Origin of the sequence: Candidatus Magnetaquiglobus chichijimensis (assembly GCF_045865675.1) — a bacterium.
Taxonomy (GTDB): Bacteria; Pseudomonadota; Magnetococcia; order Magnetococcales; family Magnetaquicoccaceae; genus Magnetaquiglobus; species Magnetaquiglobus chichijimensis.
Map to the genome: position 1 here is coordinate 433,478 of NZ_BAAFGK010000005.1, position 12,700 is coordinate 446,177.

Consider the following 12,700-nt stretch of genomic DNA (forward strand, 5'->3'; position numbering starts at 1 on the left):
TCCTCGCCGCCATCCCCTCACGCATCCTTCAAGGCCATCAACTCGGCATTGGCATAACGCAGCCGGTGCGACAACGCCCGCGCCAGACGGCTGAAAACGTGGTGTCCCAACACCGGATGGCTCTTGGCCACCTCCTCGAAACGCTTGCGCGAGATGATGTACAACTCGGTCGGCGTATCGACCACCGCGTCCGTGGAGCGGTGACCGCGATCCAGGAACGCCATGTCACCGAAGAAATGTCCACGCCCGAACACCGCCAGGGTGAGGATTTTGCCGCTCGGCAACGGCAGCACCATGCGCACCTGGCCGCGCCGGATCAGATAGATCTCGTCCCCTTCGTCGCCGCGGTTGAACACCTTGTCGCCCGCGTCGTAGCTGCGCTCCTCGGTGAAGGAGGAGAGGATCTCCAGGCTCCCCTCGTCGAGCAGACCGCGCAACAGCGGGATATCGTTCAGATTCATCATCCGGGTTTCGCCGGTCTTGAGTTTGCGGTTCTCCTCGATCAGATAATCTTCCACCCACTCCATGGCCGCGTCCAGATCCGGATAGAGCTTGATGTTGTCGCCATGGGAGAGCAATCCGGTCTGTTCGAAGTAGGTGCCCAGATCCAGCCCGGTGGGCAGGGAGGTGGGCAGTTCGCTGAAGATCAGGTAGGCATCCCGCTCTTTGAGCATGGCGCCGATCTGGGTGAGCATACGGATGCCGGTGAAATCCACCGACTGCACATGACGCATGTCGAGGATCAGGAAGCGACAGCTTTTGATGTCGCCCTCGAGGCTGGTGAACAGCTGGTCCGTGGTGCCGAAGAAGAGATTTCCCTGCAACTCGACGATGGTGCTCACCGTGCCGTTGGCGGCGAGGATCTCCTTCTCTTCCAGCAGGCGGACCCGTTTGGAGGAGACCCGATCCCCGTGGCGACGGCGCCGCACCACCGAGCTGCGCACCTGTTCACGCAGGAACAGCACCACCGCGAAGCCGATGCCGGCCCCGGCGGCGGCGATGAGGTTGAAGGCCACCGCCACCACCACCACCGCCAGGATCACGAAGAAGTCGAGCACCGTGGAGCGCTGTTTGAGCAGCGCAAGACTGTGCCAGTCAACCATGCGGTAGGCGACCACCATCAGGATGCCGGCCAGGGCGGCGATCGGCACCCAGCCGATCAGTTTGGCGAACAGCAGCAGCACGATCAGGGAGAACACCCCTTCCAGCAGACCCGACAGGCGGGTCTGACCGCCGCTGTTGATGCTGACCAGGGTGGCGCCCATGGTGCCGGCGCCGGGCATGCCGCCGACCACGGCGGTCAAAAGGTTGCCGACTCCCTGACCGATCAGGGTGCGGTTGGAGTCATGCCGGGTGCGGGTGAGGGCATCGACCACCACGCAGGTTTTCAGGGTGTCGATGGAGAGCAGCACCGACAGGGTGATGGCCGGGACGAGGATGGCGGCGAAATCCTTGAAGCCCATTTTTCCGACCGCGTTCCAGCGCTCCTCCATGCCGTGGCTCATGGCGGTGAAATCGACGTCGATGGGACCGATGAGGAGTTTGTTGTCGGTCAGTTGCAGGAGTTCCGGACGGGCCAGGGCAATGACGAAATAGGTGATCATGCCGGCCATCAGGCCGATGATCGGGGCAGGGATCACCTTGGTGATGCGTGCCGCCTGGCTCATGCCGATGATGGTGACGATGCCGACGACGATGCCGGTCCACTGCCAGAGCGAGGGATCGAAGAGCCCCTGCATGACCGGGGTTCCCTTGGGCAGGCCGAACAGTTTCGGGATCTGGCTCAGAAAGATCAGCATGCCCACGCCGCTTAAGTAACCCGAGACCACGGGGTAGGGGATGAATTTGATCACCTTGCCGCCGCCGAGCACCCCGAAGAGCACCTGGAGCACGCCGGAGAGCAGGCCGACGATGGCGATGAGCAGCAGGATCTGTTCCGGGGCGAGGGCCGAGAGATTCTGGTTGCCGGCCAGCAGCTCCACGCACAGGGCCGAGAGCACGGCGGCGGCGGGGGCGCAGGGTGCGGTGATCAGGCGTGGCGCGCCGCCGATGGCCGGGGCCACCAGGCCGAGGATCACGGTGCCGATCACCCCGGCCATGGCGCCGACCCCAAGGTAGCTGCCGCCGAGCGGGGTGAAGCTCACCACGCCGTAGGCGATGGCGGACGGCAGGGCCACCAGCATGGCGGCCAGACCGCCCCAGATATCTCCCGCGAGTTTGTTGGTCGTTGCCATGATCGGAATCTCCTTGAATCAGGCTTTGGGTTTGCGAGAACGGACGGGACGCAGTTTGTGTTCCAGGAACTGAATGATCTTGCCGGCCACGTCGATGCCCGTGGCTTTTTCGACCCCCTCGAGGCCGGGGGAGGAGTTGATCTCCATGACCAGCGGGCCGCGGTTGGAGCGCAACAGGTCCACGCCGGCCACATTCAGCCCCATCAGGCGGGCGGCGCGCACGGCGGTCTGGCGCTCTTGCGGGGTGATGCGGATCGGCAGGGCCTGGCCGCCCCGGTGGAGGTTGGAGCGGAAATCCTCGCCATTGCCCTGACGCATCATCGAGGCCACCACCCGTTCGCCCACCACCAGACAGCGGATGTCGGCGGCTTTGGCCTCCTGGATGTACTCCTGGACCAGGATGTTGGCATCCATGCCGCGAAAGGCCTCGATCATGCTTTTGGCGGAACGGTGGGTTTCGGCCAGCACCACGCCGATCCCCTGGGTCCCTTCGAGCAGCTTGATCACCACCGGCGCGCCGCCGACCATCTGGATCAGGTCATCGGTGAACTGGGTGGCGTGGGCGAAGCCGGTCACCGGCAGTCCGATGCCGGCCCCGGCCAGCAGTTGCAGACAGCGCAGCTTGTCGCGGGATTTGGCGATCGATTCGCTGCCGTTGAGGGGATAGACTCCCATCATTTCCAGTTGATTGAGCACCGCCAGCCCGTAGAAGGTGATCGAGGCGCCGATGCGCGGGATCACCGCGTCGAAGCCGGTCAACTCCTTGCCTCCGTAACGGATGCGCGGCTGATTGGGGCAGATGTTCATGTAGATCTTCAAGGTGTCGATGATCTCCACCTCGTGACCGCGTTCGCGCGCCGCCTCCACCAGCCGCCTGTGGGAGTAGAGGTTGGGATTGCGGGCCAGGATGGCGATTTTCATGGTTCCGCCTCCTTGTTACGGTCGGGGGGCGAGGGGGTTTTTCCCCCATCGTGCGGGTTACGCGACAAAAGGAACGAGCAGCCCGGATCCACCAGGAACTTGCCGCGCACCGCGGTACGCCCGATCAGCATGCGAAAACCCATGGGCGCGCGATCGGTGAGGGTGATTTCCACCTCGCAATCCCGTTCGCCGAGCTGGACACGGGTGCGGATCACGAAGCGTTGTTCGGTGTGGCCGCCGGAGCTGACCACGGTGCGGGAGTCCACCAGCGGGGCTTCGCAGAGGATCTCCGGCTTGCTTTTGCGCTGCACCGGATGGAGCTTGAAGCGGACGAAGGCCCCTTCGGGCCGTTCGACGAGGTGGGGATCCAGGGCGTGCAACGCCGAGGTGCGGGCGCCGGTGTCGATCTTGCATTTGATCCGCTCCACCCCCATCTCCGGCAGGGCGACCCACTCGCGCCAGCCGATGATTTGCGGCTTCTTGACGCACGGGGCGTGGAGTTTGCGCGCGGTGGCCATGGCCATCACCCCTCGAAACCACCATGTTCGGGCTTCAGATCCCGTTCCATCAGATCGCGCACCGCGTCGAGCGGGGCGCGTCCCTCGTACAGGATGCCATGCACCGCGCGGGTGATCGGCAGGTCGAGATCGAGTTTCTCGGCCAAACGGCGCACCCCTTCCACGGTGCGCACCCCTTCAGCGATTTCGTGGGTTCCGCGCTGAATCGACTCCAGCGTTTCGCCGCGTCCGATGCGCACCCCCACGCTCCGGTTGCGGGAGAGGTCCGAGGTGGCGGTCAGGAGCAGGTCGCCGAGTCCGGAGAGTCCGGCGAAGGTCTCGGGGCGGGCGCCGAGTTTGATGCCCAGGCGCAGCATTTCGTTCAAGCCGCGGGTGATCAGCGCCGCGCGGGCGCTGTGTCCCATGCCGAGTCCGTCGGAGATCCCCGCCGCGAGCGCCATGACGTTCTTCAACGCCCCACCCAGCTCCAGACCGATCACGTCCTCGGTGGAGTAGGTGCGAAACCACGGGGTATGGAAGAGCTTCTGCACCCGTTCCACCCGTTCGGGATCCCCGCCGGCGATGGCCACCGCCGCCGGAAGACGCATGATGGTGTCACGGGCGAACGACGGTCCGGACAAAAAGCAGCTCTTGCCGCCCAGTTCCGCGCCCAGAATGTCCACATGAATCTCGGACAACAGGGTCATGGTGGCCGCCTCGACCCCCTTGCTGGCCGAGACGAACAGGGTCTCCGGGGTGACCGACTCCCGCAACGCGGTCAGGATACCCCGCGTGAACTGGGTCGGCACCACCATCACCAGAATGGCGTGTTCTCGGGCCGTCTGGTGCAGATCCGTGGTGGCGACGATGTTGCCCGGCAGTTGGAACTCCGGCAGAAAGAGCGGATTGCGCTGGTTGCGGTTGATCCCTTCGGCCACCTCCGGCTCGTGGCACCAGAGGGTGACGCGCGGCAGCTTGCTGGCCAGCACCGTGGCCAGGGCTGTGCCCCAGGATCCCGCGCCGATGACCGCTGTTGATGTCGTATCCATGATTCACCATCCCATTCAGAACCCACGCCCGGCGGACCGCGAACAGCCGTGCTTCCCCGTCCCTCAATCCCTTTGGTCCGCCAACCCTTCGATGGGCCAACGCGCACGCGCGTTCAACATCCATCCATCCCGCTGCCCGGCCAGGAACCGGCGCGCCCCGGCCAGGCCGATCATCGCGCCGTTGTCGGTGCAGAGCGCCAGCGGCGGGAAGTAGACGCGCACCGCTTGCCTTTCGGCCCGTTCCGCCAGCATGTCGCGCAACCGTCGGTTGGCCCCCACTCCCCCGGCCACGATCAGGCGGCGTTCTCCGCTCTCCCGACAGGCGGCCAGCGATTTGGTGACCAGCACCTCGACGATCGCCTCCTGATACGAGGCGGCCACGTCGCGCCGCCATCCCGCGTCCGTCTGCTTGTCCGGATGGTGGCCCAGAAAGGTGCGCAGCGCGGTCTTCAAGCCGGAGAAGGAGAGATCCAGCTGCGTGCGTCCCGGCATGGCGCGGGGAAAGGGGATGGCGGACCGATTCCCGCCCTCGGCCAGCGCGGCGATCGCCGGTCCGCCCGGATAGCCCAGTCCCAGCAGTCGGGCCCCCTTGTCGAAGGCCTCGCCCACTGCATCGTCGCGGGTGCGACCCAGAACCCGGTAATCCCCGAACCCGCGCGCGTGTACCAGCAACGTATGGCCGCCCGACACCAGCAGCGCCACAAAGGGAAAATCCATGTCACCCGCGTTCGGATCCAGAAACGGGCTCATCAGATGCCCTTCCATGTGGTGTACGCCGACCAGCGGGCGATCCAGGGCCATGGCCAGACCCTTGGCCGCGGCCATGCCGGTCAACAAGCCCCCGATCAGTCCCGGTCCGGCGGTCACCGCCACGCAGTCCAGGGCGGAAGGTTCAATCCCGGCCAGGCGCAACGCCTGATCGATCACCGGTTGAATGTTGCGGATGTGGGCGCGACTGGCCAGCTCCGGCACCACCCCGCCGTAACGGGCATGCACCTCCACCTGACCATGCACCACGTTGGAGAGCAGGCGCGGACGCGTCGTCGCCCCCATCCCATCCAGCTCCACCACGGCGGCGGCGGTCTCGTCGCAACTGCTTTCGATGCCCAGAATCCGCATGATCCTTGTCCTTGTGACCTGTTTTATGCCATGGTGATCAAGGATACTCCCTTTTACCGGGGATGTCTCGTAAGAGACTTCCCCGGTGGGGGGCGAGGGGGTTCTCCCCCCATGTCGCCAATCTTCCGGGGATGTCTCGCAAGAGACATCCCCGGTGGGGGGCGAGGGGGTTCTCCCCCCAAGTCGCCAATCTTCCGGGGATGTCTCGCAAGAGACATCCCCGGTGGGGGGCGAGGGGGTTCTCCCCCCAAGTCGCCAATCTTCCGGGGATGTCTCGCAAGAGACATCCCCGGTGGGGGGCGAGGGGGTTCTCCCCCCATGTCGCGACGTCACCTTTTCACCATCGATGCCATGTGTTGGGATCGAAAGATGCGAGCGGAAACATGAATACCACCCTCAAGATCGGCACGCGCGGCAGTGCCCTGGCGCTTTGGCAGGCCCGCTGGGTCCAGTCCCGGCTGGAGTCCACCCATCCGGGTCTCAAGGCGGAGCTGGTCATCATCAAAACCCGGGGCGATATCATTCTGGATGTGCCGCTGGCCAAGGTCGGCGGCAAGGGGCTGTTCGTCAAGGAGCTGGAAGAGGCGCTGCTCGATGGGCGCGTCGATCTGGCGGTCCACTCGATGAAGGATGTGCCGGCGGAGTTTCCCGAGGGGTTGGGCATTGCCGCGATTCTGGAACGCGAGGATCCCCGCGACGTGCTGCTGTCGGTGCGTTACGCGGGCTTGAGCGATCTGCCCCATGGGGCGCGGGTCGGCTCCTCGTCGTTGCGTCGTCAGTGCCAATTGCTGCACGAACGCCCGGATTTGCGGATCGAATCCCTGCGCGGCAATGTCAACACCCGCATCGCCAAACTCGAATCCGGCCAGTTCGAAGCCATCGTGCTGGCTGCCGCCGGGGTGAAGCGGTTGGGACTTCTGGAGCGGGTGGTGGAGTATTTCGCGCCGGAGCGGATCATTCCCGCCAATGGTCAGGGCGCGGTGGGGATCGAGTGCCGTCTGAACGACGCGGCCACCCGGCGGTGGCTTGAGCCGTTGAACCATCCGGAGACCCGTACCGCGGTGCGGGCCGAGCGGGCTTTCCTGCATGAGCTGGAGGGGGGGTGTCAGGTGCCGATCGCCGGCTTCGCGCGGCTGGAGGGGGAGCGTCTGGTGATGGCCGGTCGGGTCGGCTCGTTGGATGGCCGGGAGTTGATCACCCGAGACGTGAGCGGTGACCCCGAGGAGCCGGAGGCGCTGGGTCGCGCCCTGGCCCGCGCGTTGATCGTCCTGGGCGCCGATCGTCTGCTGGCCGCGCCGATGATGGGGAGTTGATCCGTACCCGGCTGCTGGCCGCGCCGATGATGGGGAGTTGATCCGTACCCGGCTGGGAATGGATCGCTTTGACCGTTGAAAAAAAGAGAGCGTCCGGGAGATTTCTCTCCCAGGGTTCTGCTTTTGATTTTGGCTTTTGGCGCGCTCTTCTCAAAGAAGCTGGCATCCAGGGTTTGTTCCACGGCATGATGGGGGAGAGCCCCTCACCCCCGTACCATGGATCTCCCCTTCGGGAGTTCCATAGGTAACGTAGAGAACCAACTTCGACAAGATTATATATTATAATCTATAACCAACAAGTGCATGCCCATTCCTTAAGGTGCCGAATCCAAGGGCATGCGCATGCACGCCAGGGCGGATCGGAAAGCGGTTCAGGATACCCAGCGCGGATAGGCCTGGCGCAACGCCGCGAAATCCGCGCAGGCCGCCAACTCTTGGAGCAGTGCCAGCATGCCCGCCAGGGAGGGGCCACGCCTGGAACCTGCCGCCACCTTGAAAAAGCCGCGCATCTGCCCGTCCGGATAGGGAAAGCTGTTCTCCGAGACCACCACCTCGCAGCGGTGGTGACGAAAGCCGAAACTCACCCCGAGATAAAAAGCCACGCCCCGTTCCCTGGCCTCGTTTTCGACGATGCGCAGCAACAGGGCATGATTCTCCCGGGTGTCCTCATGCTGATGGAACTCCAGCACCACGAACGGCGATTCCGCCCAGTTCAGATGGCGATGGGGTCCCAGGGCCGGATGGTTGACCCGTCGGAACAGGCCGGGAATCCCGTTCAGGGCCAGGGCCACCTCCCGATTGTTGGCGAAGATCCGGTGCGGATAGGCGGTCCGCCACTCCGGATGCAGGATGGTCGGCAACTCCAGGATCGCCGCCTCCTCCAGACTCAAGCCACTGCCCAACACCGCGCGATTGCGCGTCAACCGCTCGCGGAAGCGCTCCGCGGAGGGGTGGCGCGTCTCATCCAGATCCCGATGGGTGCAGATCCGAACCATGCCCAGATTGGAAAACTCCAGACCGTGCTGATCCAGCTTCAACCCGGATCGGACATCCAGGGCCAGCAAGGGGCGGCGGTTCCCGCAGGCGGTCAAGAACTCTCCCAGATCGAAGGTGGCGCCCAGCAAGGTGGAGTCGGTCATCAGGATCCATGGTCGATCCGCAGGACGGGCCTGGATCGCTTCGATCAAGGCGTGGGGATCGGCGATGGTCTGGGTCCAGTCGTAGAGCACCGGCTCCAGAAACAGAATGTCGGTCTTGCCGCTCTTCAACCGCTCCAGCAGCATGGCGAATTCGGGAATCCGGCGCGCATAGATGCCGGGATTGTCCAGCAGGGCCACCAGCCGTTGCATCTCGTAGTAGCCGCCCAGCCAATCCAGACGCAACGTATGACCATCCGTCCGTTGGTAGCTTTTCCGGTAATGACCCAGGGTGAGGATCAACGCGGTCACCGCCGCCATGCCGCTGCCAAACGCCGCGACATGGCTCGACCAGTCGGGAATCTCCGGACAACAACGGGCGATCTTTCTTTCGATGTGTCTGGAATTGAAAACCCGTTCGTAGACCAGATTGACGCTGTTGCTGATCGGGAAGCAGACCGGCTGGTTTTGCAACGGGGATCTCAACAAGGGTTCGACCACCGACCGGGCCATGCGGATCCAGCGGCTGCGCAACTCCAGGGATAGCGACTCCAGTTGCTGTTCGCCACGCAGGGTCTCCAGCTCCGGATCGGCCAGAAGCGCGTTGATCTTCACGCGCCACGGGGCCAGCTCCGCCTCCCATTCCCCCTGGTTCGACGCAAGCGACGTGGCGATCTTCAACAACTCCAGGGCGTCGGCCCGACAGGCGGCACGATCCGAGGTGTCTTCAACCGTGTCTGGGGAGGGGAGTCGCTGGAACACCATGTCGATTGCCTGGGCTGAGCATCCATGTTGTGAACGGACGTTCGTAAAGATGCCGTTCCAGGCAGGCTGACGTCAAGGGCAATCCGGATAATGCCCAGGATTGGGGATGCAAATTCTCATCGGGTGGCAATACGGGGGATGACAGGTCGGCGCACGGGGAGCGCGGGGCGTCGGATGGAATGGCTGGCCTCGGGGGCTGCCAGGCCGGTCATGCGGGGGAGGATGGGGACGGGGAACGCGCCTTCGAACGCTCCCCGGTCCGCGAAAGGCGTGCCTGCGAAGGGCCTGCCCGCGTCGCGTTTACGACGCGGGTGATCGGTTTCCAAACCACAATTCTTGGGAGGCGTCGTTTTCTGCGAGGCTGCCGTGCAAGATACGAGCGTCGTTTCCAACAATCGGAAACGACGCTCGCACAGGCCGCGCGCGGCGCATTTTTCGCAAAAGAGGCGAAAAATGCTTCTTTGTAACCCTGGGAGAGGAATCTTTCAGACGCTCTCTTTTTTCAACGGAAAGCGCCACACCTTCCCAACCGAGTGCGGTTCAGAACCGTTCGAACTCGTCATCCGAGGCCGAATGGCCGCTCCCCATGTCCAGGTGCACGCCCCCCCCGGCGGCGGTCTTGGGCGCGGGCAGGGCGCGCCGCGCGGCGGTGGAGGAGGTGGCAGGCGCCGCCGCCTTGCGCGCCGGAGTCGGCGCGGGCAGGGTGGTGGCGGGTTGGCGGGCCACGCTTCGGGCCGCGGATCCACCCGCCACATGGAAGAAGCCGATCGCCTCCTGGAGCAGCTGGGCCTGATCCGAGAGCTGATTGGCCGTCGTGGCCATCTTCTCCGAGGCGCCGGCATTCTGCTGGATCACCTGATCCAACTGCTGGATGGCGCTGTTGATCTGGCTGGCCCCCTGGGTCTGCTCGCGGCTGGCCACCGAAATCCCCTGCACCAGCTCGGCGGTCTTCTGGATGTCCGGCACCAGCTGGGTCAACAGAATCCCCGCCCGTTCCGCCACCTCCACGCTCGAACCGGCCAGCTGGGTGATCTCCCCGGCGGCGATCTGACTTCTTTCGGCCAGCTTGCGCACCTCGGCGGCCACCACCGCGAACCCCTTGCCGTGATCCCCGGCACGGGCCGCCTCGATGGCCGCGTTCAGGGCCAGCAGGTTGGTCTGACGGGCGATCTCCTCGATGATGTTGATCTTGCTGGCGATCTCCTTCATCGCCTTCACCGCCGCCGATACCGCCCCGCCACCCTCCTGGGCATCGCTCGAGGCCTTCAGGGCGATCGATTCGGTTTGGGAGGCGTTGTCGGTGTTCTGCTGGATGTTGGAGGTCATCTCTTCCATGGCCGCCGAGGTCTCCTCGATGGAGGCGGCCTGCTCCGTGGCGCCCTGGGAGATCTGCTGCGAGCTGTCGGTCAACGACAGACTCCCGTCGGTCACATGGGTCGCGGCATCCTGCACCCGCAGCACGATGGCGCGCAGCTCCTCGACCATTTTTCCGGTGGCGGTCAGGGCCTGGCCGATGTCATCCTGGGTGGTGGCCTTGGGAAGATCCACGGTCAGATCCCCTTTGGCCACATGGCCCACCAGGTTGCGGATCACCCGCACCGGCTCCATGGCCAGACGCTTGATCAAGAAATAGATGATGATCCCGGTCACCAACAGAATGGCGGCGGCCAGGGTGAAGATCTTGACCATCGCATCCCGCACCGCCGATTGCATGGGCTTCAAGTCGGCGATGATCTCGAAGGCGCCGCGCTGATCGCCCTCCTTCCACCCCTCCATCTTGATGCCGAGCGGATCAAGCCCCTTGCCAGCCGGGTAATCCTGGTCGGTGCCGTGACAGAGAAGACACCCCTTTTTCATCACGATCGGACGCATGTAACGCAGCGTGTTGGTCGCATCGTCCACCTGCCACAATTCGTTCAGGTTCCCCTTGTCCATCTTCTCGAGCATGGACTTCTCCAAAGGGGTGGCTTCGTTCTTGGGGTTGCGGGCGCCGATGCGCGGCACGCGGAATTCATAGTTGGCATCCTTGGCCCGGCTCATGCCGATGGTCCACGAAGCCACGATGGGGATGGTGTTGTAAAAACGGGTCTGCCGGGCCGCTTCGATGATCTCCTGCGTGGTTTTGGGGTTCTTTTTGGCGATCTCCTCCTGGGCCTCCTTGAGCAGACCCGGGTCGAAGCTGCCCGCCACGCCCAGCGAGGCGATGAAGGTGCGCCCGCCCTCGGACTGAGCCGTGATCGCTTGCGCCTGTTGGATGATGGCATTCATGGCGTCTTGTTCGATGCGGCTCTTGACGAGCGTGAAGATCAACGCGATGCCGATCGTGACCAACAGCACCGTGCTGATGATGATTTTGGTGCCAAAATTCATGCGGTTGAGAAATTCCATGGCAATCCCTTTTGGGTTCAGGTGGATTCAGGTTGTCTGGCCAGGCATGCGACGCGATCATGACGCCGCGAAGAGTCGTTCCAGCAAACGTTCATAAACACGACTCAACATCTCCAGATCTTCCACCGGGGTGGATTCGTTCACCTTGTGGATGGTTTTTCCGACCAGGCCCAGTTCCAACGTTTGCGGGCAGTCGCGGGAGATGAAGCGGGCATCCGAGGTGCCGCCACCGGTCGAGGGACGGGCGGTGATGCCGAGAACCTCCTGGGTGGCCTGGCGCAGACAATCGGCCAGCAGCCCCGATTCGGTCAGGAACGGCAGGCCGGAGAGTTCCAGGCGCAACTCGTAGGGGTGGCCATCGGCATCGAGCACGCCTCGAATCGCTTTTTCCAGGGATTCCGGGGTGTTGGCCGTGCCGAAGCGGATGTTGAAGCGGGCGATCAGCAGGCCGGGAATGACGTTGTTGGTGGTGGCTTCGCCGGCGTGGATGGTGGTCAGTTGCAGCGAGGTGGGCGGGAAATCGGCGCTGCCGTTGTCCAGGCGCAGCCCCACCAGCCGGGCCAACAGCGGCATGGCCCGATGGATGGGGTTGTCCGCCAGATGGGGATGGGCCACATGGCCCTGGCGTCCCGGAATGCGGATCTCGCCGTTCAGGGAGCCGCGTCGGCCATTCTTGTACTGATCGCCCAGGGTCATGTCGCTGGTCGGCTCGCCCACCAGGCAGAAATCGAGCCGCTCCCCGCGCGCTTTCAGCCACTCCAGCACCCTCACCGTTCCATCGACCGCCTCGCCCTCCTCGTCGCCGGTGATCAGAAACGAGATCGAATGGGCGAAATCGGGATGGGCCGTGAGATAGCGCTCCACGGCCACCACCAGGGCCGCCACCCCGCCCTTCATGTCGGCCACGCCCCGCCCGATCAGGCGTCCGTCGTGGATCTCCCCGGCAAAAGGATCGCACTGCCATTGGGCCGGATCACCTGGAGACACCACGTCGGTGTGGCCGGCCAGACAGAGATGCTTGCCCGAGGTGCCATAACGGGCGTAGAGGTTTTCCACCTGTCCGAAGCGGAGTTCGTGGATCGTGAATCCAGCCGCACGCAACCGCTCGGCCACGATTTTCTGACAGCCGGCATCCGTTGGCGTGATCGACGGAACCCGCACCAGTTGGGCGGTCAGATCCGTGGTCGGAGTCTGTTGATCGTTTGCCATGCAAGAGATCCTTGATTGGAACGAGTGTCCTGACTGGGGAATGGCAGGACCGGGCGTATCGATGGAATG

Annotated in this window: 9 protein-coding genes; 1 reads left to right on the forward strand and 8 read right to left on the reverse strand. The window is 64.2% G+C overall.

What is annotated here, in order from left to right:
* Window positions 1-17: 17 nt before the first annotated feature.
* The 5 genes from ACOY6C_RS15680 to tsaD all read right to left on the reverse strand — a co-directional run bounded on the left by ACOY6C_RS15680 (window position 18) and on the right by tsaD (window position 5,820).
* The gene (locus tag ACOY6C_RS15680; protein ID WP_420906461.1) at window positions 18-2,234 is read right to left on the reverse strand and encodes a SulP family inorganic anion transporter; all 2,217 of its coding nucleotides are present in this window, start codon (window positions 2,232-2,234) and stop codon (window positions 18-20) included.
* A gap of 18 nt (window positions 2,235-2,252) precedes the next feature.
* Complete coding sequence (gene rimK, locus ACOY6C_RS15685) at window positions 2,253-3,155, reverse strand: 30S ribosomal protein S6--L-glutamate ligase (RefSeq protein ID WP_420906462.1); 903 nt, start codon at window positions 3,153-3,155, stop codon at window positions 2,253-2,255.
* The gene (locus ACOY6C_RS15690; RefSeq protein ID WP_420906463.1) at window positions 3,152-3,673 is read right to left on the reverse strand and encodes an ATP-dependent zinc protease family protein; all 522 of its coding nucleotides are present in this window, start codon (window positions 3,671-3,673) and stop codon (window positions 3,152-3,154) included. Before ACOY6C_RS15690 ends, rimK begins: the two co-directional genes overlap by 4 nt.
* 5 nt (window positions 3,674-3,678) lie before the next feature.
* On the reverse strand, window positions 3,679-4,701 hold the full coding sequence (locus tag ACOY6C_RS15695) for an NAD(P)H-dependent glycerol-3-phosphate dehydrogenase (protein ID WP_420906464.1): 1,023 nt from the start codon (window positions 4,699-4,701) through the stop codon (window positions 3,679-3,681).
* A gap of 63 nt (window positions 4,702-4,764) precedes the next feature.
* Window positions 4,765-5,820: a tRNA (adenosine(37)-N6)-threonylcarbamoyltransferase complex transferase subunit TsaD gene (gene tsaD / locus ACOY6C_RS15700; RefSeq protein ID WP_420906465.1), complete on the reverse strand. Its 1,056-nt coding sequence runs from the start codon at window positions 5,818-5,820 to the stop codon at window positions 4,765-4,767.
* A gap of 383 nt (window positions 5,821-6,203) precedes the next feature.
* On the opposite strand from tsaD, the gene hemC reads away from it, so the two are divergent.
* Window positions 6,204-7,133 (forward strand): hydroxymethylbilane synthase, encoded by a 930-nt coding sequence (gene hemC / locus ACOY6C_RS15705; RefSeq protein ID WP_420906466.1) that lies wholly within the window; start codon window positions 6,204-6,206, stop codon window positions 7,131-7,133.
* Window positions 7,134-7,504: 371 nt separating this feature from the next.
* On the opposite strand, the gene ACOY6C_RS15710 is transcribed toward hemC, so the two are convergent.
* From ACOY6C_RS15710 to dapE, 3 genes are all read right to left on the reverse strand, one after another.
* Entirely contained in the window at window positions 7,505-9,034 is a 1,530-nt protein-coding gene (locus tag ACOY6C_RS15710) for a hypothetical protein (RefSeq protein ID WP_420906467.1), read from the reverse strand.
* A gap of 540 nt (window positions 9,035-9,574) precedes the next feature.
* Window positions 9,575-11,422, reverse strand: a complete 1,848-nt coding sequence (locus ACOY6C_RS15715) for a methyl-accepting chemotaxis protein (RefSeq protein ID WP_420906468.1) — start codon at window positions 11,420-11,422, stop codon at window positions 9,575-9,577.
* A 57-nt stretch (window positions 11,423-11,479) separates the two neighbouring features.
* Window positions 11,480-12,631, reverse strand: coding sequence for a succinyl-diaminopimelate desuccinylase (gene dapE, locus ACOY6C_RS15720; protein ID WP_420906469.1), 1,152 nt, complete (start codon window positions 12,629-12,631; stop codon window positions 11,480-11,482).
* Window positions 12,632-12,700 lie beyond the last annotated feature (69 nt).